This window comes from Clostridium sp. 001 (assembly GCF_019056555.1).
In the GTDB taxonomy this organism is placed as follows: Bacteria; Bacillota; Clostridia; order Clostridiales; family Clostridiaceae; genus Clostridium_B; species Clostridium_B ragsdalei.
Map to the genome: position 1 here is coordinate 718,430 of NZ_CP020473.1, position 26,607 is coordinate 745,036.

Genomic DNA, 26,607 nt, shown 5'->3' on the forward strand with positions numbered 1-26,607 from the left:
CTAACTTTTTATTTTTAAACATTTATCACTTGGAACATAGACATTTATTTTTTCACCTTCATAATAAACATTATCGCATCTATTTAACGTATCAATTAGCAGCATCGTACCATTTACAATTACATTTAGTCTAACAATATTGCCTAAAAAATATACATTTCTAATAACTCCACTGAAGGTGTTTTTACCAATTACCGTATCTTCCAAAATAATGCTAATATGTTCAGGTCGTATAAAAATATTACTACAATCCTCAGGTTGATTTAAAAATTTAGGTGTTAAAAGATTATAAGTTCCAACAAAATTTGCAACAAATTTTGTCTCCGGATTTTTATAAATTTCTTCCGGGGTACCATACTGAACAATTTCTCCTTTATTCATAATAAATATTCTATCTGAAATAGATAAAGCCTCTTCTTGATCATGTGTAACAAAAAGTGTTGTTATTTTAAATTTATTATGAATTTCCTTTATTAACTTTCTCAAGGTAATTCGTATTTGAGCATCTAAAGCACTTAGTGGTTCATCAAGTAAGAGTACATCAGGACTTACTACTAAAGCCCTTGCAAGTGCTACTCTTTGTTGTTGTCCTCCAGAAAGTTGGCTTGGATAATGATTTTCACGTCCATTGAGACCAACTAAATTTATAATTTCTTCAACTTTAATTTTTATTTCTTCTTGTGGTACTTTTTTTAATTTAAGTCCAAAAGCTATATTCTCTCTAGCAGTCATATTGGGAAATAAAGAATAACTTTGGAATACCATCCCCATATTTCTTTTATTAACTGGAATGTTTACTAAATCATTATTATTTACAGAAATTTCTCCACTACTTGGATCTTCTAGTCCAGCTATTATTCTAAGCAAAGTACTCTTTCCACAGCCGGATGGTCCAAGTAATGATACAAATTCACCCTTTTTTATGCTAATATTTATATTGGATAAAGCTTTTACTTTATTAAAATTCTTATTTAGCTCCTTTATTAAAATATAGTCCATTATTCTTTAACCCTCCATTTTTTTCCTGGCGTTGTTAATACTGTTGTAATATATGAAATAACAAATATAACAATTGTATAAATTGTTACAACTGCACTAGCTGCATGTCCATTTTGGCTTAAAATATTATAAAGATACATCTGAACAGTCTGGTATGAGCTGCCAACCAATAGGTTAACTAAGGCAAAGTCACCAAATAATATTGCTACACATAAAAGTACTGCAGATATCAATCCTCTCATTATATTTGGCACTATAACCTTAATAAATGCTTGAAATTCAGTGCAGCCTAAAATCATTGCAGCTTCCTTAAGATTAGGTGCATTTATTCCCCTAAAACTATTTCTTATAGAGTGATACATAAATGGTAAACATATAATAAAATATGCTCCTAATAATATCCACATGGTTCCAGATATATTTATAGGGTCTTTAGAATAGATCTGGATAAGCCCTATAACAAGTACCACACCTGGCATAATAAAAGGGAGTAATGACAATACATCAAAAATCTTTTCCAACTTTTTAAAATGTAAACTAGCAAGGTATATGCTTGGAACCATAATGATAATACTTACTAAACAAGTCAAAATGCTTATAACTGTACTTCTTAATAATGCTAATTTAAATTGAGAATTTCCTAATATCAAACTATAGTATTTAAAAGTATAGCTTGTAGGCAAAATAGTTGTATCCCAACTGCCTGCCACAGAAAACAGAATTATAGCCAGCATTGGTACAAATAAATATATAAATAATAGTACTAAAAAAATCTTTTTTCCTATACTCTTTTTCATTTCTTTTCCTCCAAAATTTAATCTATGTTTTTAATAAGTTTAATTTTTACAAAAACAAATATCATTAAAATTCCACCTAAAACCATAGATAATGCACTAGCTAGTGAGGGATCAGAAGCTATATCATTAGATACAAGATTTGCAATAGTTATTGCAACTAGATTTTTATTAGAACCAACTAGAGCATAAGCAGTTGCATAGGCACCTAGTGAATTTGCCAAAAGGATACACAAACTTCCAGCTAATGAAGGTAGTAATGTAGGTATTTCTATTTTAGTCCAAATAGTAAATTTACTTGCACCAAGCGTTGAAGCTGCTTCTATGATATCGTCATTTATTGCATAAACAGCAGGATACATAAGCATTATTGCCAAAGGAATTTGAAAGTATATATACACAAGAATTATTCCCATCCAAGAATATAAGTCAAATCCACTGCTGTATAAATTAATGCCTAGTTTGCTTTTAAAAAATATGGTAATCAAACCATTAGCTCCAAGTAATACAATAAAAGCAAAGGCAAGAGGTACTCCGGAAAAGTTAGAAGTCATGTTCACAATAGAAACTAATCTTTCTGCAATATCCTTCTTTAACGATTTTAAGCATATTGCAGCACAAGTACCTATAATCAAACCAACTAGCGATGAACAAATAGATACAGTTAACCCATTCGTTAAAGACATTAAATAAAATTTACTTGTAAACACTTTTATATAGTTAGAAAGTCCTATTCCACTATTTGTAATAAAGCTATTTATTAATACATAAATTCCAGGTATTATTTCAAATGATAAAACTAAAATTATTAAAAATATGAAAGGAAGCCATAAAAGGCTTCTCCTTCTTATTTCATTTTTTATTGTGCTAATATATTTTGTTTCCATAAGTCCGGTATCTCCTTACATGTTTTATTCCACACAGCATAATCCTTTATAGTTTTTGCAGATTTATAATCACTATCTGGCATCATTTGTTTTTTTACATCTTCAGGAATATTAACTTTTCTAATAGGCCTTGCAAATCCCTTAGCTAAATTTATTTGGCCTTGATCGCTAAATAAATAATCCTGGAAAGCTTTAGCTGCATTTGGATGAGGAGCATATTTGTTTATTATCGATACATAAGCACTCATAACTGTTGCATCAGTAGGAATTACGACTTCATAATCACCTGCTTGATCAATTTGCTTTTTATAATTTAAAGCATTAAAATCCCACACAATACCAATTGGAATTTCTCCTTTTTGAAAATTGCTTACTTTTTCATCAACATTGTTTAAATTGCCCATAGCATTTAACTTTTTAAAAAAATCAATACCCGGCTGAATATTTTTTTCATCTCCACCATTTGCATATGCTGCCGCAAGTACAGCATTTTGTGATTCTGCAGCCTTCATTACATCTCCTACAGATATACATTTTTTATATTCAGGATTTAAAAGCTCTTTAAAACTGTGAGGTACGTCTTTTACAAGCTTCTTGTTTACAAAAAAGGCTATAGTTCCTGTATAAGCACCTGTCCAATATCCATCTTTATCTTTAGCCCAGTCAGGGACATCATTCCAGTATTTGTTTTTATAAGGTTGTACTATATTTTGAGATTTAGCAATATCACCAAAAGTTATTCCCACATCACCTATGTCACCTACTGGTTTATCTTTTTCAGCTTTGAATTTTGAAAGTTCTTCTACACTTGTCATGTCTGTATCTTGATGAATTATTCCATATTGATTTTCAACATTTTTAAAAATTTCGCTATAGTTTGCCCAAGTATCAGGCATACCATAAGAAATAAGTTTTCCTTCTTTTTTTACAGCTTCTTTTGTAGGCCTTACTTGAAGCTGTGCATCATTATTATTTGTTTTTACAGCATCTCTTTTGGTTCCACATCCTGCAAGTGTAGATGTAAATATTGATGTAACAATTAAACTTAATATTATGGCTCTTTTGGAATTTTTTAACATATCTTCGCTCCTTTAAACTTTTGTATTATTACTTAAATTTAAATTTCATATAGGGTGACGGATCTATTTTAAGTATTTCACATATTAGTGGTGCGACTATAAGCTGTGAGTATTCTTCTTTTTCAAAATCTACACTGTTGTCAAATATGAATAAGGGTAAGTTTCTAAGCAAATCAACATTGCCACCATGATTCCCTAATTCACTCATTCCATGATCAGAAGTTACTATTATTGAATATTCATCTTTTAACCACAATGGTATTAAATTGGCTAGAATGCTGTCCATTTCAACCAACTTTGCTTCATATTCTCTAGAACTAGAACCATACTTATGTCCAACAAAATCCAATCCCATAGGATGAATCAACAACAAGTCTGGGCAATATGTATTTCTTAAATATTCTCCGTCTAGAAATAAATGAGTATCAGGATAACTGTCATCAAAATAATAAATACCATGTTGAATATTCAAATCATCATCATGAAGTTGCCTATGACGCATATTATTAAAGGGACTTATATTATACAATTCACTTATCCAGCTATAAGCTGCAGCTCCTGTAGTTAAATTACTTTTTCTAGCTAAAGAAAAAATATTCTCCATATTTGAATTGCGTGTAATATTATTAGATGTTATACCATGTTCACACACAGGTGTACCAGTAAATATGGTTTCATAACAAGGCCTGGAAAGACTGGGAAGTTCACCTCTTATATTTACATATTTAGCTTTTTTGTATTCAACCATATGCCATAAATATCCCATATGATCTTTTGCACCTTTTCTCGTAAGTCCATCTAGTAGTATAAATATTAACTTTTTCATACACTAATCTCCTTTCAAGTTGTCTACAACTAGAATTATGCACTTAGCTTGTTAAGACAACTTTACAAATAAGTTAATTCCATGTAAATCAATCCAATTCCGCACAATTCAACATAATTTATTTTTATAAGCGAAAATTTATTCAGATAATGAAAAATGACATAATCAAATAAAACTTTACTTGATTATGCCACTTTCAATTTTATCCGATCGGCTACCATTGCTAACACCCTCATCTTCTATCAAAGTGGGGGTAAGCACTGCTACGCACCTGGATAAGTTCTTCTAAGGTTCAGCTGGAGGAAGTTATCCTTATAAGCAAACTCCATCTGAACCTAAGAATCACTTGATTATTCCAAAACACATTTCATAGCTTTACCTTTTTCACTATAACTAGTGTCATTTACAGATTCTACTTTAAAATTTCCATTTTCATATGTAATCTTGGATATACTTGAATTATCCATATCTCGCACATTAAAATTCTTGTCCAAATAATCAATAATCAATCTAATTATTCCACCGTGAGCTACTACAAGTATATTTCCACTCTCACCATCAGAATTTTCCATGCATATCCCTGTTAGTGTTTTCATAACTCTTTTTATTACTGTATCATAACACTCCGCTTCCTTTGTATCATCCAAAGTTGCACATGAATTGCAGTATTCTCTTTGGAAATCATACTTTTCTTCTGCTTCCTTAAAGGAGCTTACATTAAGGTAGCTAAGTATATCGTTAAACATTATACTCTCAAGCTCTCCTTCGTATTTTCCAAAATACATTTCTCTTAGTCCTTCAAGTTCTTTTAACTGTAAATTTTCACTTGCCCTATTTTCCTTTATAACAATTTTTGCAGTTTTCACTGCCCTACCCAAATCACTGCTGTAGGCTGCTTTAAATTTAACATTGCTAAGTCCAAGCCCTGTATTTACAGCTACCTCAATTCCTGCCTTGGTAAGAACTCCATCGCACCATCCCTGAGTTCTATTAGCTTTGTTTAAAATGGTTTGTCCATGTCTCATTAAATATAAAGTAATTTTACTTTTATTATTACTGCTCATCTTCTCCTCCATAATTATATCTGCACAATATATGCCATATTATGATTATTATAACTTATCTTTTAAATCATTTCATTATTAAAACTTTCAAATTGCGTTGAAGTAATTTATAGTCTTCTATAAAACTAATTGATTCTAGCTTTTTGTAGGTTGTTTCTGGCAATTCCTCTAATGGAGTTTTTGCAAGTATTTTTCTTGTCTCCCAATCATTAAATTCGGTAATATCCTTTATGCTAGTTATACATTTTTTATTTGCAGGACAGATAATTTGACATCTCATACAACCTATTAAGCAATTGTGCCACTCTGGTCTTAAGCTTTTTTTGAAATCTCCGCTATCTTCATTTTGAAGTGTAATACATTTATTAGCATGTACTATAAATCTATCTTCTGCTATTGCCCCTGTAGGACAATTTTTTAAACACAGATCACAATTTTTACATGCTTCCATAACGGTATACTCTCCCCAGGAGTCATTTTCCCAGGGCATATCTGATACATATACTCCAAGCCAATAAAAGCTGCTTTCACCATTTATATAACAAATATTATTTTTTCCATATGCACCTAGTCCACTTTTTACTGCTAAAGGCTTACATGGAATATTAACCTTAATTGCCTTAAAATTTTCATAGGAAAGTATGTTCTCAACAATTTCAGTTATCTCACATATTTTCTTATGTTTTTTCTCAAATTCACTGCTTGAATTTAATAAATACATTGGCGGCATAATTACAGCATACTTTTTTAAGCCTAAAGTAAAATATACTCTTGCTGCTGGCTGTGGAACCGCTATAATAATAATTGATTTTGGTTTTAAAAAATCATCTGATACTTTATAATCAAACTTATTTAAATACTTCCCAATATTAACATTTATATCTTCATAAGTTTGTTTCATATTTTCTATGTCTAATTTTATTTCTTCCATATGTTTAAAGGAGATAACTTGTGCCTTAAAACCATATTCTTCAACCTTCTTTATGAAATTATTTGCATAGTTTTTCATTTGCCTGCACCCCTCTTCTTAATATGTATAGTGTAACTATCAATTTTACATAATGCAGTTACATTGGTATAATTGAATAATAACATCAATCCCGGTAACGGTCAATATAGCTAATGGAGGTTACTCAAAATGGAGTTCTTATGTATGGATTTTATCAATAGTCAATGGTACAAAACTCATAAAATTTTTAAGGATCCCCTAAAGGATGAAAATTGGTTAAAAGATTTTTGTGCAAAATGGAATTTAGCAGCTGTTAATATACCTGATAAAGAAATGATTAATAAATTATTAGAACTTAGGGATTTTTTAAGTTACCTTACAAATAAACTATATACAAAAAAAACATTAGATTTAGAAGATATAAATAAAATAAATGTTTATCTTAAAGCTTCTTCATTTTATAAAATATTAGAAAAAAGTAGAGATAGATTTTGCATAAAAACTGTTCCAGTTAAATCCAATTCAGATCTAATCATATTTGAAATAATTTCTTCTTTTGCTCAAATGATTTCAAAATACGATATAGACAGAATTAAACTTTGTGAAAATCCTGACTGTAGATGGGTTTTTTATGATGAAAGTAAAAGTCATACACGAAAATGGTGTGACAATACCTGCGCAACTCTTATAAAAGTTCGCAGATTTAGAGAAAATAGAAAACAGAAAAAATGACATGATCAAAACTCAATTTAATCATGTCATTTTCTAAATCTCCTATATCCTTCATATATCAAGAAACATATCATATATGAAAGTATTACAATTGCAAAGTATTGAACTATTGGTAAAACCTTCATCCTTATTATGAAATATCCTAAAGTAGTTACAACTATCATGTGTATAATGTAAATTGGAAAAGATGCTTTTGATAAATACCTAAGTACTTTTCCACCTCTTTTTATGTAGCAACTTCCTAAACCTACAATAGCGAAACTAGGTACTATTCGCGCTGACTTTATAATAAAATATTTTAGATAAAGAACAAATATTGTACCTTTTTCCCCTCCTTGGAAAACCCAAAAATACAAGAGTAGCATTAAGCTAAAACTCAAAATAAGATAGACCCATTTATCACGCTCTAAAGCTCTTTGAAGTTTTTCATTGCTTGCACATATGAAACCAATAATCATAACAAAAAAATATGCTATTGGATTACGTTCATCTAATATATCTACAAGAAATATTAAAGAATATGGTATTACCCATGTAAGTAACAGCATAGGCTTTGAAAAAATATTTGCAAACTTGTCCACCATTTTCTCATATCTTTCATTCATAATAAACCTAAATATAGGTAAACCAATTAATGAAAATAAAAATAGGTAGAGTATAAACCAAAGATGCATAGGTGTATATCCACCATTTAATCCATCAAGGCTGCCAACTGGTTTTGTGAAAAATCCTATGTAGTGATGAATAAAACTCTCGCTGCTCCCTTGAGATTTGCTATAGATATATGTAGTTATTGGACAAAGTGTTAAAGATCCAATAATCACAGGTAGAAATAGCTTTTTCCCACGAGTTTGCAAAAACTGTTTATTATCACGCCTTTTTAGTGAATAATAAGCTGCCATTCCCGCTAAAAAGAATAATAATGTCATTTGGAAACGATCCAAAAACATTTCAAATATATTTAATCCAAATATGTTTACTCCCGAACGGATATACATAATTGCTTTTGGATTAGTATCAAAAATTATTGATGCATGAAATGGAATTATCAGAAGAACTGCAACTGTTCGTATCCAATCCATGTCGCATCGCCTTATAGTTTTCTCCATTAAAAATTATACTCCTACATAAAAAGTTATTTACTTACTTTGCTTTACCTGCCTATAATATCAAATTCATATTCAAAATACAACTAAATCGGTGAGATACTTTTGCAGTTGGATTAAGGCATGTTTGATGGAACAGCCTACAGTGCTGCGATCAGCACCTTCTAATTCGGAAATCTGCCGGTACGTCAGATTGTCCACAAAATGTAAAAGTAGCCTCCGGCGCTATACCTCGGGAAGTTGACCGATAGCCGTATAAAGCTGCCGGTACCTTTCCATCCTAATTACGAGATCGGCGGTATCCGCCTGTGGGTGATTCATAGCCGCGTCGGTCAAACCGCCTATGAAATCCACGTAATCAAGATGTCGCCTGTCGTAGATTAAACATTAGACCCGTGGCTCTGCGTCTTAGCGTCTGGCTCTTTGATAACTGACATATTTAGTTGTCGTACATTGATTAGCGTTTCCTGCTTGTACTTCGGGCAGAATAGAGGAAAGTTTTCAATAGTTGTATCACCACGTACCCTAATGCGGGTTTTATTTTCGCATACAGGACACAATAACCATTCTGTTCTCATAGCTCTTTATTAAGCTCAATTAATTTTCATCTTTCGGGTGAATACAAAGATAGATATGACTACAGTCAAACCAGCATATCCAAGCACCCACCATATATGCGGGAATATTCCTTCAAAGTTGCCCCCCAAAACGGCTCGTCCAAGTTCAACAGCGTGCACAAACGGTAAAGCGTATGCTATTTTTTTAAATAGACCTCCAACAAGGCCTAAATCAAACCATGTTCCTGAAAGCCATGCTGCTAAGTTTGTAAGTAACGGTCCGCAGATACCACCTACCTGCTTGTCATTAAAGATACTTCCAAACAGAAGTCCTAATGTAATAAAGAATAACGCAATCGGTACGGAAAAGAGAATCGCATAGACAATGTTTATAGTAATCTTCAATCCTAAAAAGATGGCCGTAATGTAGCAAATTACGCTTTGCGCCAATGAAATCGGAATAAGGGGGAGCGCATATCCCAAGATATAATCACTTGCAGTTAAGGGTGTAGTGTATAATCTTTGAATCAAAGCACTTGACCGGTCTTTTGCTATCAACATTGAAGAAAACAACGTCATAAAGGATAACCCGAATACAGATATTCCCGGCACAAGCTTGTCTATCTTGAAAAGGCTGATAGGGATATTTGCTTGTATCTCAGACAACAACAGAAGGACGACTAACGGGAATCCTATACCTAATGCCACATTTAAAGGGTCACGCAGGATTTCCTTTGTTGTACGTGTGAAAAAAGAAAGCATTCTCATTACACTCCCTCCTTGACAAGTTTCACGAAAGCGTCTTCAAAGCGATCCGTTCCGGCTTTAATTTTGATTTCATCGGCCGTTCCTGCAAATAAGAGCTTACCGTTCTTCATAATGGCGATATGGTCTGAAAGTGATTCTGCTTCTTCCATATAGTGCGTTGTCAAGATTATTGTAATTCTTCCTTTAAGAGAACGAATGATATCCCATAAATCGCTTCGTGCCAAAACGTCCAGTCCCAACGTTGGCTCATCTAAAAACAAAATTTGCGGTTCGGAAATCAAAGCCATTGCAATACTAAGCTTACGTTGCCAGCCGCCTGAAAGTTTCTTTGCTTGCTTATTTGCGATTTCGTGTAAGCCAAATTGACCAATCAGCTCTGTTATTTTGGCTTTAGCTTTTTCGTTTGAAAAACCATGAGCGCCTGCCATAAGCCCTAGATTCTCTTTTACGGTCAAATTAGGTGCAACAGCTGTTTCTTGTGGTGAAACAGCGATTATTGACTTTACTGCCTGCGTATCTTTAGTAATGCTTTTGCCACTCAATACCGCATCGCCACTTGTAGGCCGTGTAAGACATGAAAGCATTTTTATTGTCGTAGTTTTACCCGCTCCGTTTACACCCAAAAGTGAAAATAATTCTCCGGCCTGAATTGATAAGCTTAGGTCATTGACAGCAGTTATGTCTTTATATTTTTTAGTTAAGTTACTCATAACAATCGCATCCATTTACTTGCCCTCCTTATTTTTATATCGTTCTTTCATGCTCTCGTATGCGTCGGTCAACATCATACTGATCATATCCCACCCCAAATCCAGATAGGATGTAGCACTCATTGTGGCAATTCCGTGAGCATAGGTCCACATTTCAATGTGAAACATAAAGGCATCATCCAAACTCATTCCGGTATTAGCTGAAATGAGGTGTAAAAGTTTAGAAATGTCCTCTCGTTCCTCTTTTATTTCTTCATGAGACCGATCACGCATAAAAAGCAGTTTGAACAGTTCTTTTTCCTCTCTGGCAAACTTAATATAGTAGATACCACTTGCTTTGTACGGCGGATAGGCGGAATCTTCCATGCCTCTTTCAATAAATTGCTGATAAATCTGCTTTGCCGATTGCATTACATCCGCTTTTAAATCTTCCATCGTGGAATAGTTGCTAAAAATCGGCTGTGTGGAACAGTTTAATTTTTGGGCCACAGATCTGGCGTTCAAAGCTTCTACTCCACTTTCACGAACAATAGCAAGAGAAGCCGTTATAATATCGGCTTTGGCTATTTTGATTTTCGGCGCCATTCTACTCCCCCCTTTCATAATATATCGTAAGTTATATATCTTAAGTTATATATCTTATGATATTTTAATTGAATATTTTTATTTTGTCAATAGAAGGCTGCGGATTAATATTATAAACGTTTCTATAACGCTAAATGGCAAGTAGGGGGCTGTCGCACTAAAAAATTAGTGTGGCAGCCTTTTTGCCTAAAAAATAAATCTCCCACTCTGAAGAGTGAAAGATTTATATTCGACTTATTCCCGATTAAGGGAAAATCAGGCTACGCCTCGTCAGATGCTGAAGATTGTACTTTATTCTTATATGAATCATAGCTATTCTTCTAGAGAAATGGAAACCTCTTGCAAAAGAGATGTAAATTTCATGTACCTTCTAGAAGGTTCACCAGTACCAGATCAATACTGAATTGGGTGATTATTATACTTGTAAAAATAATAAGAAACTAATAGTAAATAAAATGGTAAAGAGAAAAAGCAAGACAGGCTATATAAGTGAAAAAACAATTTATGCTTCTGAAGATTGTAGTAACTGTGTTTACAAGAGTAAATGTATAAAGGACATAATGGATCGAAGTATTCAAGCCGAAGGCTCTTTTGCAGAGATAAATCAGGATATGGGATTTCGTAGATATCTAAGTAAATGTAAGAAGAATGTTTTGGCCGAAAGTATTCTGTTAGCAATGGCACATAATATAAATAAGCTGCATAATAAAATTCAATCAGATAGAACTGGAACACATCTTTTTCAGCTTAAAAAGGAAGCATAATTTTTAAATTTTAAAAACTATACAAATCAAAATAAGCCTTAATATCAAAGGCTTATTAAATTGTGCCACTTTTTAATTATCGAGCTTATTGGAGAGTAAAATATCATTAAATTTTCTATGAGACATACACAAAAACGCTGCCGCGTTAGCATATTTTTTATGCTAATGCAACAGCCTCATTTTTATATTTATATAAATGCAACATCCAATTTATTACGATCTACTAACCTTTTATACTTGTATTTAGGATATCCAACCATAAGTGCACCTGTTATTACTTTATCTTTGGAAATATTAAATCTTGTGTTTCACAAATTCAATTCCTATATCAAATGCTTTAGCACAATCTTTGGGAAATACTTCTTTATGCCTTTTTAACTTTTTTTCATAATCAAACATATCTGAAACTACCTTTGAATAATCATTAAATTGGTAAGTATCAGTACAATACAATGTTTTACATTTTCCAAAGAATTTTTTAAATAGAATTTCGTTAGATTCAAGATATTTATCTAAACATATATTTTTCATTTTCTCTTCAGATATGTTCATTGTATATATTAATGCTGCAGAAATATTTCTAGGTAGAAGCGTAGGATGATTAGTATACTCTATCAACGGGAAAAATAACCTTTCTATAAATGATCTTGTTTCACCCGTAACATTACCCAAATATATAGGCGAACCTAAAACCACTGCATCTGCTGTATCCAGCTTTTTTAGTACAGAAGAAAGATCATCTACCCTGGCACATTTACCGTAACTTTTACCTCCTTTTAATTTACATGCAAAACAACTAGTACAACCTTTAAAGTTTAACTCATACAGATGAATAATTTCTGTTTCAGCCCCTTGAGAAGCAGCTCCTTCAAGAACCTTATTTAATAAAGTTGCTGTATTATGATTTTTTCTAGGACCTCCATTAATAGCTATTACTTTCATATCACAATCCTCCCCCATATAATAAGTTTACATAATTTTCAATTCAATAAAATTTCATATTTAATATTTATTTAATTGCCCACTTCTCTAAAAATTTGACTGTTTCATTCCACGAGTCCATATTTGCCTCTGCCCAACTTTCTACATCATATGGATATTTCTCTGATGGATATATTGACTGGAAAGGCACTGTCAACATATGACCTGACTTTGAAAAGGTAATGTGCTTATATTCACGTTTAAAATGTGATTTTTCAAATATACTGCAAGCTGTTTCTGAATGCATTTTTGAAGGCCATATTTCATCTGCTGCTGATGATATCATTAAAACAGATCCATTTATCTTGTCCAATGCAATAGTAGCCTTGTCCCTATCGCCTTCTTCAATTAGTTTTTTATACATCCATGCCAGTGCTCCTTTTTCTTTTTTCATCATTTTTATTATCAAGCGCAGTATAATATGAAAACTAAATTTTAGATAAAGTATTTCTTCACCTCTATATATCCATGAAGAATGATGAGATGGAAGTTTTCCATTCTTAATTCCCTCATATACGTAACAACTTGGAGTATTTGCAATAACACAGGTGATATCTTTAAACATAGATGCTGCAAGGAGCACCAGTTCACCACCCTTAGATCTTCCATATATAGCTATCTTGTTTTCGTCAACAGTATCCTGCCTCTTTAGCCACTTTACTGCATTTTCAACGTACTCAAGAGGTATCATGTTAAGATCCTCTGGTGTTCCTTCAAGTCCAAAATAACAGACTGCTAATGCAGAATATCCTCTCATGGCAAATAGTTCAGCAATTGCCTGTGCTTTTTCAATTCTGCCATCACTTCCACTTAAAACAATTATTGCAGGGTGTTTTATATTATCTTTCGAAGTAAAATATCTTGCTAAGAGATTTTTTTCTACTACATCAACACTTTTAATTGTGCCATCACAGTAAACCCTTGTATGTTCCTTTGATGCAATTATTTTTCCATTTTTCTCTACTGTAAATGTAATTTTGTACTTTCTATTTTCATTTATATTACTTAACTTTTGTATTAACTTGCTCTTACGGATCTGCTTTGGCCTCATAGAATAAAATAATCCCATTTTATCACAATTACTATAAGTTCCATCAACTGGCACTGCATTTTCCAAGTTAATATTTCCACATTCATCTGTTTCAAAAACTGCATAAGACTCCCACAACGTGTTATCTCCTATTTCAAGTATAGAAGCATTAATACAATAGTAATCGCTGCTTACAGCACGAATTGTAACTTTTTCATTTTTGGGAAGACCATTTATTTTTATATCAACTGGCTCATCTACTCTTGATACTTCTGGTGTTATTTTTATTGTACAATTATCATTATTCATAGCTTCTCCTCTACCTTCTATCAAAATCTGCTATTTCTCCATAACCTGTCCAGTTAGACTCATCATAAGCAGCTAATTTATTTAAAAGTTTCCACAATGTCTCTAATTCTTCATCATCAAAGTCTCTAAATATAGTGCTCATAAGTTCATAACATTTGTAATATTTCTACCGTATATTTTTCTCTATTACATATAATCTACTTCAGATCTTCAATTTCATTATACTTACCTATGACAATTAAAATATCACCTTTTGATATTTTATAATCGGATTTAGGAGATACATAAATGGAATCATTCCTTTTTATAGCTATAATATTTATTCCATACTTAGATCTTATGTTTAACTCTTTTAAAGTTTTGTCGTACCACTTTTCAAATGCAAATATTTCTGTTATACCATATTCTGAAGATAACTCTATAAGTTCAAGTATATTTTCTGATGCCAGACTATGAGCAACTCTAAACGCAGTATCTCTTTCAGGAAAAACTACTTTGTCAGCACCTATTTTATATAAGATTTTTGCTTGAATTTCTGTATTTGCTTTAGCAAGAATATATTTCACACCCATTTCCTTTAATATAAGAGTAGCAATAACACTACTTTGAAGATTAGTACCTACCCCTATTATGGCAGCATCAAAGTTGTTCACACCAAGAGATTTTAAATTTTCTTCATCAGATATATCCGTTTGCATAGCCTGAGTTACATAAGGGCTTATTTCCTGTACTACCTCTTCTTTTGAATCCACCGCTAGTACATCATTACCTAAATTATAAAGTGTTGTAGCTACTGAAGCTCCAAATTTACCTAAACCTAAAACTATATATTGTTTTTTTGACATCATACTTCCTCCATTTCTTAAGTTTATTTTATCCAATTAATATTCTACCTTTAGGGTATTTTATAGAATTAGGGGTTGTTCTCTTTACTATTGATAATATTATTGTAAGGCCTCCTAATCTCCCTAAAAACATCACCATTGATATAACAAATTTACCAAAAGGAGTTAAATTTGGTGTAATCCCTAAACTAAGTCCTACAGTTCCAAAAGCAGATACACTTTCAAACAATATATTTTCCATAGTAGTTCCACTTTCAGTTATAGATAACATGATTGAAGATACAAATACTATAATTATTCCTATAGATAAAACTACCAGTGACTTATACACTGTATTTTTATCTATTGTTCTATTACAAATTTCAGTATTTTCCCTACCACTTATTATAGATAAAACCGTTAATATAATGATAGCTAAGGTAGTTGTTTTTATACCCCCAGCTGTAGAACCTGGTGAGCCTCCTATAAACATAAGTATCATAGTTAACAGTTTACTATTTCCATTGATATCGGCAAGTGAAATAGAGTTAAAACCTGCAGTTCTTGGTGTAATGGATGCAAATACACAAGATAATATTTTATTCTTTGTACTCATATTTCCTATGGTTGCAGTATTGTTTCTTTCAAATATAAAAAACAATACTGTACCTGAAACTATTAAAATGCAAGTTGTAATAAGTACTACTTTTGAATGAAGTGATAACTTAACTCGCTTTGAGCTATAAAATATACTCCACAATTCCTGCCATACATAAAATCCAAGACCTCCAATTATAATTAAAGAACTTATTGTAAATATAACAAGGTAGTTGTTACTATAAGGAGTTAAACTTTTTCCATCTCCAAATAAATCTATACCTGCATTGCAAAAAGCAGATATAGAATGAAATACTGAAAAAAACAATCCTTTAATAAATCCAAATTCAGGTATGAATTGAATAGATAAAATTACAGCTCCTATAAATTCAATTAAAAAGGTGAAAATTAATATGTATTTTGACATTTTAACAAGTCCCTGTAGATTAAATGAGTTTAAAGATTCATGTATTATCATCCTTTCTTTTAATGTAATTTTTCTTCCAATAATTAGTGCAAATAGAGTCGAAAATGACATAAATCCCAATCCACCGACTTGAATTAGTATCATAATTACTACTTTTCCAAAATAACTCCAGTGATTTCCCGTATCTACAGTTACAAGTCCTGTTACACATGTAGCCGAGGTTGATACAAATAGAGAATCTATAAAACTTGTATATGACCTGTTTGTAGATGAAATAGGAAGATGCAGAAGTACTGTACCAAATAGTATTATTATTAAAAACCCAAGTACTAAAGTTTGTATTTCATTTATCTTGAATAATTTGCAAAATTTATTTTTCGTTTTCATTAGTTCTAATCTCCTTATTAATTTCTTATAGAAAAAGCCAATAGTTTTAGTATAATACAAAAATAAAGTTTTCAGTCTATAACCATCATTTAAATTTATAATAGCCTCCTATGATATTTTGATTTTATCATAGGAGGCTACATTTTACAGTCCCACTTTAGAAATATTTATCTTTTAATTTCGCAATCCAGTGATCTTTCATATTAGAACAGCTAACGTATGTATCATTTGAAATAAAACTTACTATAACATTTTCAATATTTCTACCGTATATTTTTCACTTGGAGCATTAACTTCAACTGTATCTCCAACTTTTTTGCCTACTAATGCTTTTCCTAAATCTGACTCTATGCTTATAAGCATATTTTCTGGGTCAGCATCTATAGTAGTTACTAATGATACAATTTCTTCATCTTCATCCTCTACAAATTTAATTTTAAATTTACTATTAACACCTATTATCGATTTATCTGCACTTTTAACATCTATTACAGTTGCAGTTGAAATCATACTTAATAGATACTGGATTCTATTGTCATTTTCTCTGTAGTTTGCACAGGCTTCTTTATACTCTGCATTTTCAGACCTATCACCATGTGCAGCAGCTACTAATTTTTCCTTTGCTATTTCAGCCCTTTTTACGGTCATTCTATAGTCTAATTCTTCTCTTAATTTATCAATATTTTCTTGTGTTAGTATATTCTTCATATAAGGACAAACCTCCCCACCATATATTATGTTACTATTATATAATATATAGAGAAAAATTTAAAATCTCTTGCATAATTCTATAGTTTCAACTTAAACTAATCTATATAAAATTTAAGGAAGAGTTGATACTATGTTTGTAGATAGAAAAGATGCTGGTGAAAAACTTGCTGTAGAGCTGGGAAAATTTAAGGATGAAAGCCCTATTGTTCTTGCTATTCCAAGAGGAGGAATAATAACAGCTTATGAAACCATAAAAGAATTTGGATTTGAATGGGATTTAATCATTCCAAAGAAAATAGGTTCACCTCGTAATAAAGAAGTTGCCATTGGTGCTGTATCTTCAGATGGAACCTATCTTTTGAATGAAGGTTCTATAAATGTGCTAAATATATCTGAAGATTATATAGGAAAGGAAATATCTAAGCAAATAAAAGAAATTAAAAGTAGATTAAATAAATATAAAGGAAATGAAAATTTTCCTGATGTAAAAAATAGAACAGTAATAATTATTGATGATGGAATTGCAACGGGTTTTACAATACAGGCCGCTATAAAGTCAATCAAAAAACATGCTGCAAAAAAAATCATTCTAGCTGTACCAGTAGCTCCACGAGATACAATTTCTTTATTGAAGAAATTTGTAGATGAAGTTATATGCCTATTTATACCCGATGAATTTTATGCTGTAGGCTTACATTATAAAAACTTTGAACAAACTACTGATGAGGAAGTCTTTACTATAATGCGTGAATTAGAAAAGAGATAATTTAATTTGCTTTTTTACATTACAAAATACTAAATTTTATTTCTTTGATATAGAACTTCGAATACCTTCCAATCCATTGACAATTCTATCTACATATTGACTATTTGTATAACAATTTATGCACTCCTGCAAGTTTCTTGCTTGCCCACGTTTTAAATATCCTATAAATGCATTTAACGCATTTTCATTACAGTAGTCACTATGTACAACCCCATTTTGTTCAATACGTGTGCGTAGTTTCTGAATGTCAATAACAATTTGGTCAATTATATTACTATTTATTTGTTTAGAAACTAACCTATATATAATTGTTAAAATAAATATACCTGCTAAAATTGCAGTAAATCGCGATGCATAATACTTAAAAATATTTGTATTCACATCTTTTCCAATAAAAAAACTACTCAAAGAAGCTACGCTGTTATAAGATTCCTTTGAAATTATTCCAAATGAAAGGAAAAGAACAAATAAACTCCCTGAAATTTGAACTGTTTTCTTTCCTTTTTTCTCATACTTAACTCTTTCTTGATCTAACCCATTAATTCTAATTATTATTTTTCTTATTGTTTCTAACTGGCCTATTAAGATTTGCCTATTCTCCATGTAATTTCCCCTACCTCGTAAATTCATAACTTATCCTTATAGTTATATGTATATTAAATTTCTAGAAATTAATTCTCAAATATACTAATATGCTTTTTCTATATACATAACTTAAAATTTTCTTAATTTGAGTTGCAATGTTTAAAAATGCATCTTATATACTCTATATTGCATGTTAAAAGAAATCTATAGTTTACATTTATAAAACTCAATATAATAAATTTGTAATGAAAAGGAGGTTAATTTATGTTCAAAGGATTTATCTTAGGACTTTCAAGCGGAGGCTACTGCCTTGCTTCTTGTATTCCTGTATTTGTTCCCTATATTTTAAGTGAAGATAAAAAGACAAAATGGAATTTTATTTGTTTATCTAAATTCATGTTAGGAAGACTTCTTGGTTATATACTATTTGCTATTTTAGCGTGGATTACAGGAAACTTTATAATAAAACAATCTCACTTTAAAGAAATTATATTTGCACTATCTTATATATTTTTATCATTTACACTTATAGTTTACACATTTTCAAAGTCGCATAGATTTTGCAATATTAAATACTTTAGTAAGTTTTCTAACTACTCAAATAAAGAAAAAGGCTTTACTACTGTAGTGCTTTTAGGCTTTTTAACAGGTATAAATGTATGTCCTCCATTCATTTTAGCTTTTTCAGATGCTGCTTTCTTTACTAATATCCTCAGCAGTATTTTATACTTTGCTGCCTTTTTCGTAGGCACTGCTGTTTATTTTATACCCATTCCATTTATAGGTGTTTTAAAAGGTAAGCAAATTAAATTAATAGGTCAAATGTGCTCTTTAATAATTGGAGTGTTTTACATGTATTCAGGAATAATTATGCTTTTTAAGGAGATGATGTTAAATTGAATAATTTAGAAACTAAAAAAATAGCAGAAACAAGTACAGGCAAAAAGTTTGCAAAATCAGTAGCTGCTTGTATACCAATATTACTGTTAAGTATTGTTTTATTAAGCGGCGGCAGTTCCCTTCCAAAGGAACCTTTAATGAGAATTTCTTTTTCCATAGGCTATGTTTTTATAAATATAATATTTTTTCTTATGGTGTACACAAAGAAAACTTATAAATATAGGAGGATATTTTTTGTAATATATGCCTTACTTTTTGCAGTCAGTTTTATGACTAATTTAATAGAAGTTAGAGGAAGTATTTTCTATAATGAATCCACTTTTATTAATGGAGAAACTCCATTTTGCCATATGGTAATTCCAATGATTATAATACCTGCTGCTTTAACCAAAACCATAATTTTCCCCGGCTCACTTTTAACTGGATTTGCTAGCATTGCAAGTATGATAGTAATTTGGCTTGGCGCTAGTATAGCCTTTGGACGAGGCTTTTGCAGTTGGGCTTGTTTTTATGGAGGATTTGATGAAGGATGTTCTTTATTATGTAAAAAGCCAAAATTGAAAATAAATAGGAAGTGGACTTATTTATCCTTTGCTATTTTAATATCTATTGTTTTATTGTCTGCTGCTACTCTTGCTCCTGTTTACTGTGATTGGCTTTGTCCCTTTAAAGCAGTTACGGAAGCAGAACAAATAACTTCCACAATAGTGTTAATTAAAACTATTGTTTTTTACTCCTTATTCTTAATTTTAGTTATAATACTGCCTATACTTACTGGAAAAAGAACTCAATGCGGACTATTTTGTCCCTTCGGAGCCTTCCAGTCCTTTTCTAATAAAATAAATATATTTGAAATAAGAATAGATAAAAATAAATGCTTAAATTGCAAAAAGTGTGTAAGAGAATGTCCAACTTACTCAATAAATGAGAACAGTCTTGCAAATGGAAAAGCTTTAATGACCTGTACCAAATGCGGAAAATGTATAGATACATGCCCTGCTTCTGCTGTATCCTATCACATAAAAGGCACAAAAATAGGTGTAAAAACTAATTTATCCAGGTATTTATTTCTCTATCCTGCATATATTTTTGCACTTACAATTGGTGGTGGAGCTATGATTAAGGGAGTATATAGACTTTTAAAACTCATAACTACAGGCAGCTTTTTTTAGAAGTAATTAATAATAACGAGAAAGGCGGATTAAAAATGATCAAATTGAAAGCTTTTTTAGGGTATACTGCTGCTATTTTATCCTTATTTGTAGTACTAGCCACTTTTGTAGCTAATGACTTCTGGGCTAAAGAATTTGTTAATATAACTTCAGTAAAAGTTTCTCCTATATATACCGGCGGTGAAGTAAATAGGGCTATTTCTTTCAAGGATTATACCATAAAAATACACAAACCTGTATTTCAGGGTCTTTTTTCTGATAGACATAAGGGCTTTGTTGAAGTTGATTATGTAGGTAAAAATATACCCACAGTAATTTCTCAAAATATAGATTTTGACAGCGATGGTAAATATGACTTTTATATTAAATACGACACTAAAAATGATAAATCTGAATTTAAATCTTTAAATAAAAATGTAGTTTCTCTGCAGGGAGTATATAAAATAACAACGGGCTATGCTGTCAGAGTAAATTTAAAAAAGTAGGTAGCCATCAGATAAAAAGTAAGGTTCACATAGAGTTTTGAACCTTACTTTCTATTTAGTTATTTTTTAACACATTTAACGATTTCCTCTTAATTGTTTCTTCTTATTTATAAGTTTTAAATTAAAATTCAAATATTTTTTATAAGAGAAGTAACAAAAACTCATTCCAAGAAGTTCTGCCGATGCTAAAATTGACACCAACGTCATTGTTACAATTTTTTCATTATAAACCAAATGATAATATAAGGATGGAATGCAAGAAATAGCTCCAATTATAGTAAATACCGCTATAAATGCTACCTTTACATCCTTTTGTTTTATACCAAATATATATATAAACATAAGCCTAGAAATTGTTCCGATAACACCACCAAGTATACAAGATATAATTAATATAGATGCAACTACACCATTCATATTTATAACCGTTACCTGGCACATACCAACAAATAATCCAATAAATACAGATATTATTAAGTTAAATAAAAAGTCCTTTACGCTTTCCTTCATATTCAAATCACCTCAAAATTTATAAACCTCTCTATACTCCGAGGAATTTCTTAAAATCGTTCAAATATTTTCGTGTAACATAAACTTCTTCATCTATATTCATAATTTTTAATATAAGCCTACTATTAAACCAAGAAATTATACGATCTACCTTCTCTATATTTACAACAAAACATTTACTCACTCTTATGAAGCCTTTACTTTCTAGTTTTTCTTCTAACTCATAAAGCTTTTCCTTTACTTTATATTTTTTGTCCCTTGTTCTACCGAAAACGTCATTACCCATAGCTTCAAAATAGTAAATTTCATCATAAGTTAATACCTTAAGCTCATCTTTTTCGCATCTTCCTGTAATTATATTTTTAAACTCCTCTTTACTTGTTGAAATTTCATCTAAATAATCCATTAAAACATTTATGGTCGTCATATCAAAATATATTCCTATTTTTCCCTTTTCTAAAGGAAATCCTTTTTCAATTACACACACATTGGCATCCTTACTAATTTCTATTTTCCGGGTATTAAGTATTTCTTCTAATACTCTGGTCATATTTTCAGAACAAATTAAATTCATTTCCATGATAAAACCCCATTTTTCACATTCTACTATAAAAAAAAGTTCCTAGAACAACTAAGAAAAAAAAGTTTAAAATAGTAAATTTCATTAAATATTCCTTCTTCTTCTCTGGATATTCATTGGCAAATATCTTATATGAAATAAGGCTAGCTAAAGAAGCAATTGGAGTTCCAAGTCCCCCAATATTTGCACCGCAAAATAAAGCATAGCTATATTTTGTAAAAGGAGCCAACAAAATTGTGCTCGGTACATTGCTGATTATTTGACTTAAAATAATCGATACAATATAACTTGCTCCCATGGTTTGAGTAATATTTGATAAATTACTTTTCAAAATAGATATATTTGATATATTGCCAACTGCAATAAAAAAGCATATAAAAGTAATTAGCAATCTATAATCAACCTTTTTAAATGTACTTTTGTTTAAAATGAAAGTAATTAGTACCACTACAAATAATGAAGCTAAATAATACACCATACCAAAAACACTTAAAATTATAAGAACAAATAATATTGAAAATATACCAATTTTCTTTTTTTCAACTACTTTAATACAACTCATATCACAATTAATTTGCTTTGGCTTAATAATAAAACTTATTAATATGATTAAAATTAAACTAATGATACAAATGGGTAGTGAAAAATTGAAAAAACTTTTTGCATTTAATTTAAAAAATGAAAAAATATAAAGATTTTGTGGATTCCCCATGGGTGTTGCACTGCTTCCCAAATTTGCAGAAATTGTTACCATAACTGAAGGTATAATAATATTAAAATCACTTTTTTGTGAGATTAATACCATAATAGGCAGCACCGTCAATAATGACACATCATTTGTTAAAAGCATTGAAAATACAAATGAAATTAAACACAATACTTGAGTTAATATTCTTTGATTTTTACAACTATTTAAAATAGCTACCGAAATATAACTAAGCAAAGAGTATTCTTCAAAAACTTTTATTATAATCATTAATTCAAATAAGCAAGCTATTACTTTGAAATCTATGTAATCTATACGAGGAATATTAAAAAAAGAAGTAATTATTACTGCTAATAAAGAAGCCGAGAAAAAAATATCTTCACATAATTTTAATTTTATTTTATTTAACACATTTATAGCCATATTTCCCCCTAGAGAAAACATCAAAAAATTACCCGTACTTCAAAATCAGCACAAGGCTTGTCTACGTTGCCGCAATGTAAAACTTATTGCCGCTAAACTTTTCTATTCCATAATTCTAACGAATTGTATAGAAAGAACCAGTTTATCAAACATTAGTGTAAATCTTATTTACTAATAAGTCAATATTTATTTTAATTTCTCAGAGATTTAGCGCCTAAATTCCAGTAAAAATTTTATTTTTACTGGAATTGTATTTTCTTACACCTTTTTAAAGGGATGGTAAACCATTAAACCAGTAGGTCGTAAAAATTGTTACACGCTTCCCTACCCCAAAAAATCTTAATGCAAAGTTTCCAGCTTTTATTTTAAAATTACGTGTTTATGAATAGTGGATTATCCCAATCATCTTCTATAGTAAATCTTTCATCTTTTATATCTTCAATAATATCTATTTGGAGCATTTTTTTCTTCCTAAAACCTCTGATACACCTGAAAAAATATAATTGCATTAAATTAAATGCTAGTATCATAAACATTAAAACTGTCTCTATCCCTGTAGAACTGTGAAGAAAACAATGATCTAAATGCCATTCAGTTTTCAACTGATGAAACACATTATTTTCAATATCCCATCTCTTATGCATTATTTTCCATAAGGTTTCTGCTGATGTAAATTTATCTGTTGTTATGATCCATTCTTCTTTAATTTCTACTTTATCTCCAGTATGAATTTCTTCTATAAATTTTATGAATCTTACTTCTATACTTGAATCAGACATTTGAAAATTATCATCATCCCACGCTTTAATCTTTCTATAGGTATTTACATTTTCCTTTACAGTCCAATCTTTATCTGCCTCCCGGCATTTAAATAGGGCTAATGCATCTTTTACAATGTGGAGCCTTTCATCTTTTACTCTTACCAATGCATCCATTCCTATAGAAAGAACTTCTTTTATCCAAGTAGATTTACAGTAAAGAGCATCAGCCACTATGATGTCAGCGAAATGATGATACTTCTTATATAACTTCTTAATTAGTCGTTTACTACCCGTAATTTCACCTTCATCTTTACTGGAACTATCCTTTTTAGGTTCAAGCATCTCTTGACCTAAAATAATATGTGGGTCTGATCCTACTGTTGCACAAACTACAGATCTGTGGAAATAATGGGTAGTTCCATCTCTATTCTCTCGAGAAAGGCATTTATTGCAACATTTTTTAGTACTTTCAAATAGCTCTACACCATCTATGGCAGCTACTTTTAAACCATCAATAGTACCATTTCGAAATACTTTGTTTTTTATAGTTATCTTTATTATGCTGCTATGAATGTTTTTCAAACCATCCATATCAAAGTTACTTAAACACCGCCTGACTGCGTCAATGTGCAGTATTCTAGTATTTTTAGGTAACACTTTTTTAAATTTATTCTTTTCAATCCAATGTTCTAATCTATTGAAACTTCTTATTTGAAGCATGAATCCAAATAACACTACGAAAACTATTGTTGAAACTTTTACTGGAGATTTTACTCTTTTATCTTTTAAACTATTGATTTTTTCACCTATATAATATACTTTATTAATATAAGTAAGTAATTGTTTTAAATAACTTTTACTCATTTTATCAGCATCCTTTTATTTTTAGTTTTCAGCAAAACCATTATAAAAAGGATGCTTTTATTATGCAAATTTTTTCCGTATAATTTCCAGTAAAAATCGGAATCTATTACTTCTACTGTAAATATTCATAAGACTTTATAATCCAAAGGACTACCGTCCTAAAAATTTTTTAAGTGCTAAACTTCTGTTAATTTCTTATCTATCCCCCCTTATACGCTATTTGAGTCAGATATAAAAGCTTTTCAATTGCTAACTTAATGTTTGACAACTTACATCTTATCTGTATATGATAAATTTGTTTATATAATTTTTTATAAAACAATAAATAGCAGGAAGGTTAATATATGGGAACAAATACAGTAATAACTCAAATAATATCGTTGTTTTTAGTTGCATTAGTAGGTTTTTATGGTGGAAAGAAAAATATTATAGATGAAAATTTATCAAATGGATTGTCCAAGCTATTAGTAGAAATAACCACTCCTTTTTTAGTTATTTCTTCATTTAGTATTTCTTATGGTTCAAATGTTGCAAATAATATTATAAGGGCTTTTATCTACAGCTTTATAATATTTACATTAACTCCACTATTCGTAAAGCCTTTACTTATAGGAGTTGATAAAAATAAGAAGAACGTTCTTCAATTTGCAATGGTGTTTTCAAACTGCGGCTTTATGGGATTTCCTGTAGCTCAAAGTATTTTTGGAAATGAGGGAGTTGTTTATGCTGCTATATTTAACATGGTTTTCAATATCTTTGTATGGACTTATGGTGTAATGCTATTTAATAATACAAGCAGCTTTAAAGAAGTAATAAAATCTCTTAAAAATCCAGGAATAGTTTCTGCAATAATTGGACTTCTAATTATGGTATTTTCAATAAAAATCCCCCCTATGTTTATGAACACAATGAAAATGGTGGGAAGTCTCACAACTCCTATATCTATGCTCATAATAGGAAGTTTATTGTCAAGAAGTGAGCTTAGTAAGATTATTAAAGACAAGAGTATGTACTATGGTTCACTCATAAAACTTATACTTATACCAGCAGCATTATACGTAGTTTCACTTTTATTTAAAGAACATTCTATGGTATTAAAGACATTAATCTTAATGCAAGCTATGCCTGCAGGAGCATTTACAACAATTTTTGCAGAAAACTTTAACAAAAACAAAGAGTATTCTGCTTTTATAGTATCCTTTTCATCACTGCTCTCAATAGTTACTATACCAATTGTAATTAAACTTTTCATATAGAGTTTCTAACCAGAAAATCAACTTATACCAGCCATATACTAACAAATTTCATCACACTAAAAACTTTTTATAAGTCTAAAGCTCGGTATTTTGAAAATCTAAAGGAGCTTATATAAACTCGTACCTCAGACATATATAAGCTTCTAAGATTTTCTAAAATACCTCACTAAGACTTATAAAAAAAGTTTTTAAATGTGCTTTCAATTTTGTTAGTATATTTTATGTATAAGTTAAATTTCAATTAGAATCACTCATATTAATATAAATGGTTAACTCTATAATTAAACTTTACAACCTGCATGATATTCTAACTTAAAAATCAACTTATACGCAGGCATATTTTTAAGTTAATAATTAATAATTAATAATGAATAGTGAATGAAAACTTTTCTCTACTGTGGTGCGGAAAATCTCAAATTTAAAGCCTATTGAAGCTTTGCTTCAATAGTACAATGTTTTAGATTTTCTATAGTGCTAACGGAAGAAAATCATCCATAACTATTAATTCTTAAC

The 26,607-nt window shown here is 30.5% G+C and carries 31 protein-coding genes and 1 pseudogene; 8 read left to right on the forward strand and 24 right to left on the reverse strand.

Features of this window, described 5'->3' with window-relative positions:
• The 7 genes from B5S50_RS03175 to B5S50_RS03205 all read right to left on the reverse strand — a co-directional run bounded on the left by B5S50_RS03175 (position 1) and on the right by B5S50_RS03205 (position 6,658).
• Entirely contained in the window at positions 1-999 is a 999-nt protein-coding gene (locus B5S50_RS03175) for an ABC transporter ATP-binding protein (RefSeq protein WP_217303075.1), read from the reverse strand.
• The gene (locus tag B5S50_RS03180; protein ID WP_063601037.1) at positions 999-1,796 is read right to left on the reverse strand and encodes an ABC transporter permease; all 798 of its coding nucleotides are present in this window, start codon (positions 1,794-1,796) and stop codon (positions 999-1,001) included. Before B5S50_RS03180 ends, B5S50_RS03175 begins: the two co-directional genes overlap by 1 nt.
• Positions 1,797-1,813: 17 nt before the next feature.
• Positions 1,814-2,680, reverse strand: a complete 867-nt coding sequence (locus tag B5S50_RS03185; protein ID WP_063601036.1) for an ABC transporter permease subunit — start codon at positions 2,678-2,680, stop codon at positions 1,814-1,816.
• On the reverse strand, positions 2,653-3,759 hold the full coding sequence (locus B5S50_RS03190; RefSeq protein ID WP_217303076.1) for an extracellular solute-binding protein: 1,107 nt from the start codon (positions 3,757-3,759) through the stop codon (positions 2,653-2,655). The genes B5S50_RS03185 and B5S50_RS03190 overlap by 28 nt, the downstream gene beginning before the upstream one ends.
• A 28-nt stretch (positions 3,760-3,787) precedes the next feature.
• Positions 3,788-4,585 carry an alkaline phosphatase family protein gene (locus B5S50_RS03195; protein ID WP_217303077.1) on the reverse strand — a complete coding sequence of 266 codons (798 nt, stop codon included), beginning with the start codon at positions 4,583-4,585 and terminating at the stop codon, positions 3,788-3,790.
• 350 nt (positions 4,586-4,935) lie between these two features.
• Positions 4,936-5,649: a histidine phosphatase family protein gene (locus tag B5S50_RS03200; protein ID WP_217303078.1), complete on the reverse strand. Its 714-nt coding sequence runs from the start codon at positions 5,647-5,649 to the stop codon at positions 4,936-4,938.
• A gap of 67 nt (positions 5,650-5,716) precedes the next feature.
• Positions 5,717-6,658: a 4Fe-4S double cluster binding domain-containing protein gene (locus B5S50_RS03205; protein ID WP_217303079.1), complete on the reverse strand. Its 942-nt coding sequence runs from the start codon at positions 6,656-6,658 to the stop codon at positions 5,717-5,719.
• A gap of 129 nt (positions 6,659-6,787) precedes the next feature.
• Here B5S50_RS03205 and B5S50_RS03210 point away from each other — a divergent pair, with 129 nt between their 5' ends.
• Complete coding sequence (locus B5S50_RS03210) at positions 6,788-7,330, forward strand: CGNR zinc finger domain-containing protein (protein ID WP_217303080.1); 543 nt, start codon at positions 6,788-6,790, stop codon at positions 7,328-7,330.
• A gap of 26 nt (positions 7,331-7,356) precedes the next feature.
• On the opposite strand, the gene B5S50_RS03215 is transcribed toward B5S50_RS03210, so the two are convergent.
• The 5 genes from B5S50_RS03215 to B5S50_RS03235 all read right to left on the reverse strand — a co-directional run bounded on the left by B5S50_RS03215 (position 7,357) and on the right by B5S50_RS03235 (position 11,056).
• Positions 7,357-8,439 (reverse strand): acyltransferase, encoded by a 1,083-nt coding sequence (locus B5S50_RS03215; protein ID WP_217303081.1) that lies wholly within the window; start codon positions 8,437-8,439, stop codon positions 7,357-7,359.
• Positions 8,440-8,816: 377 nt separating this feature from the next.
• A complete protein-coding gene (locus B5S50_RS03220; RefSeq protein ID WP_217303082.1) occupies positions 8,817-9,014 on the reverse strand; it encodes a cysteine-rich KTR domain-containing protein in 198 nt (65 codons plus the stop codon).
• A 15-nt stretch (positions 9,015-9,029) separates the two neighbouring features.
• The gene (locus tag B5S50_RS03225; protein WP_217303083.1) at positions 9,030-9,761 is read right to left on the reverse strand and encodes an ABC transporter permease; all 732 of its coding nucleotides are present in this window, start codon (positions 9,759-9,761) and stop codon (positions 9,030-9,032) included.
• Positions 9,761-10,486 (reverse strand): ABC transporter ATP-binding protein, encoded by a 726-nt coding sequence (locus tag B5S50_RS03230; protein WP_217303084.1) that lies wholly within the window; start codon positions 10,484-10,486, stop codon positions 9,761-9,763. Before B5S50_RS03230 ends, B5S50_RS03225 begins: the two co-directional genes overlap by 1 nt.
• The gene (locus B5S50_RS03235) at positions 10,487-11,056 is read right to left on the reverse strand and encodes a TetR-like C-terminal domain-containing protein (RefSeq protein ID WP_217303085.1); all 570 of its coding nucleotides are present in this window, start codon (positions 11,054-11,056) and stop codon (positions 10,487-10,489) included.
• Between the two features lie 301 nt (positions 11,057-11,357).
• Here B5S50_RS03235 and B5S50_RS21445 point away from each other — a divergent pair, with 301 nt between their 5' ends.
• The gene (locus tag B5S50_RS21445) at positions 11,358-11,459 is read left to right on the forward strand and encodes a hypothetical protein (RefSeq protein WP_254306748.1); all 102 of its coding nucleotides are present in this window, start codon (positions 11,358-11,360) and stop codon (positions 11,457-11,459) included.
• Positions 11,460-11,511: 52 nt separating this feature from the next.
• Positions 11,512-11,820: a transposase gene (locus tag B5S50_RS03245; RefSeq protein ID WP_254306689.1), complete on the forward strand. Its 309-nt coding sequence runs from the start codon at positions 11,512-11,514 to the stop codon at positions 11,818-11,820.
• Between the two features lie 188 nt (positions 11,821-12,008).
• Here the strand turns inward: B5S50_RS03245 and B5S50_RS21450 are convergent.
• The 7 genes and pseudogenes from B5S50_RS21450 to greA form a co-directional block, all read right to left on the reverse strand.
• Positions 12,009-12,119: pseudogene (locus tag B5S50_RS21450) on the reverse strand (ferredoxin); the annotation flags it as partial.
• Positions 12,115-12,762, reverse strand: coding sequence for a flavodoxin family protein (locus tag B5S50_RS03250; RefSeq protein ID WP_217303086.1), 648 nt, complete (start codon positions 12,760-12,762; stop codon positions 12,115-12,117). The gene B5S50_RS03250 and the pseudogene B5S50_RS21450, both read right to left, overlap by 5 nt.
• A 67-nt stretch (positions 12,763-12,829) precedes the next feature.
• Positions 12,830-14,164 carry an acyl-CoA thioesterase/bile acid-CoA:amino acid N-acyltransferase family protein gene (locus B5S50_RS03255; RefSeq protein WP_254306690.1) on the reverse strand — a complete coding sequence of 445 codons (1,335 nt, stop codon included), beginning with the start codon at positions 14,162-14,164 and terminating at the stop codon, positions 12,830-12,832.
• Positions 14,151-14,282 carry a transcriptional regulator gene (locus B5S50_RS03260; RefSeq protein ID WP_217303087.1) on the reverse strand — a complete coding sequence of 44 codons (132 nt, stop codon included), beginning with the start codon at positions 14,280-14,282 and terminating at the stop codon, positions 14,151-14,153. The genes B5S50_RS03255 and B5S50_RS03260 overlap by 14 nt, the downstream gene beginning before the upstream one ends.
• 55 nt (positions 14,283-14,337) lie before the next feature.
• Positions 14,338-14,985, reverse strand: coding sequence for a TrkA family potassium uptake protein (locus B5S50_RS03265; RefSeq protein WP_065076887.1), 648 nt, complete (start codon positions 14,983-14,985; stop codon positions 14,338-14,340).
• Positions 14,986-15,013: 28 nt separating this feature from the next.
• Positions 15,014-16,375, reverse strand: coding sequence for a TrkH family potassium uptake protein (locus B5S50_RS03270; RefSeq protein ID WP_065076868.1), 1,362 nt, complete (start codon positions 16,373-16,375; stop codon positions 15,014-15,016).
• A 243-nt stretch (positions 16,376-16,618) separates the two neighbouring features.
• On the reverse strand, positions 16,619-17,083 hold the full coding sequence (gene greA / locus B5S50_RS03275) for a transcription elongation factor GreA (RefSeq protein WP_065076869.1): 465 nt from the start codon (positions 17,081-17,083) through the stop codon (positions 16,619-16,621).
• A 133-nt stretch (positions 17,084-17,216) separates the two neighbouring features.
• On the opposite strand from greA, the gene B5S50_RS03280 reads away from it, so the two are divergent.
• Positions 17,217-17,852, forward strand: coding sequence for a phosphoribosyltransferase (locus B5S50_RS03280; protein WP_217303088.1), 636 nt, complete (start codon positions 17,217-17,219; stop codon positions 17,850-17,852).
• A 36-nt stretch (positions 17,853-17,888) separates the two neighbouring features.
• Here the strand turns inward: B5S50_RS03280 and B5S50_RS03285 are convergent, their stop codons facing one another.
• Entirely contained in the window at positions 17,889-18,455 is a 567-nt protein-coding gene (locus B5S50_RS03285; RefSeq protein WP_063601027.1) for a hypothetical protein, read from the reverse strand.
• A gap of 246 nt (positions 18,456-18,701) precedes the next feature.
• On the opposite strand from B5S50_RS03285, the gene B5S50_RS03290 reads away from it, so the two are divergent.
• From B5S50_RS03290 to B5S50_RS03300, 3 genes are read left to right on the forward strand one after another with little or no spacing between them, the layout of a single operon-like run.
• On the forward strand, positions 18,702-19,337 hold the full coding sequence (locus tag B5S50_RS03290; protein WP_217303089.1) for a sulfite exporter TauE/SafE family protein: 636 nt from the start codon (positions 18,702-18,704) through the stop codon (positions 19,335-19,337).
• Positions 19,334-20,509, forward strand: coding sequence for a 4Fe-4S binding protein (locus tag B5S50_RS03295; protein WP_063601026.1), 1,176 nt, complete (start codon positions 19,334-19,336; stop codon positions 20,507-20,509). The genes B5S50_RS03290 and B5S50_RS03295 overlap by 4 nt, the downstream gene beginning before the upstream one ends.
• A gap of 35 nt (positions 20,510-20,544) precedes the next feature.
• Complete coding sequence (locus tag B5S50_RS03300; RefSeq protein ID WP_122058031.1) at positions 20,545-20,994, forward strand: hypothetical protein; 450 nt, start codon at positions 20,545-20,547, stop codon at positions 20,992-20,994.
• A gap of 75 nt (positions 20,995-21,069) precedes the next feature.
• On the opposite strand, the gene B5S50_RS03305 is transcribed toward B5S50_RS03300, so the two are convergent.
• The 4 genes from B5S50_RS03305 to B5S50_RS21455 all read right to left on the reverse strand — a co-directional run bounded on the left by B5S50_RS03305 (position 21,070) and on the right by B5S50_RS21455 (position 24,838).
• Positions 21,070-21,504 (reverse strand): hypothetical protein, encoded by a 435-nt coding sequence (locus B5S50_RS03305; RefSeq protein ID WP_063601024.1) that lies wholly within the window; start codon positions 21,502-21,504, stop codon positions 21,070-21,072.
• A gap of 31 nt (positions 21,505-21,535) precedes the next feature.
• Positions 21,536-22,084 carry a LytTR family DNA-binding domain-containing protein gene (locus B5S50_RS03310; RefSeq protein WP_217303090.1) on the reverse strand — a complete coding sequence of 183 codons (549 nt, stop codon included), beginning with the start codon at positions 22,082-22,084 and terminating at the stop codon, positions 21,536-21,538.
• A gap of 16 nt (positions 22,085-22,100) precedes the next feature.
• Positions 22,101-23,213, reverse strand: coding sequence for an SLC13 family permease (locus B5S50_RS03315; protein ID WP_254306691.1), 1,113 nt, complete (start codon positions 23,211-23,213; stop codon positions 22,101-22,103).
• Positions 23,214-23,584: 371 nt separating this feature from the next.
• A complete protein-coding gene (locus tag B5S50_RS21455) occupies positions 23,585-24,838 on the reverse strand; it encodes a transposase (protein ID WP_254306692.1) in 1,254 nt (417 codons plus the stop codon).
• A gap of 344 nt (positions 24,839-25,182) precedes the next feature.
• Here B5S50_RS21455 and B5S50_RS03325 point away from each other — a divergent pair, with 344 nt between their 5' ends.
• A complete protein-coding gene (locus B5S50_RS03325) occupies positions 25,183-26,094 on the forward strand; it encodes an AEC family transporter (protein ID WP_065076878.1) in 912 nt (303 codons plus the stop codon).
• The last annotated feature ends 513 nt before the right edge of the window (positions 26,095-26,607 follow it).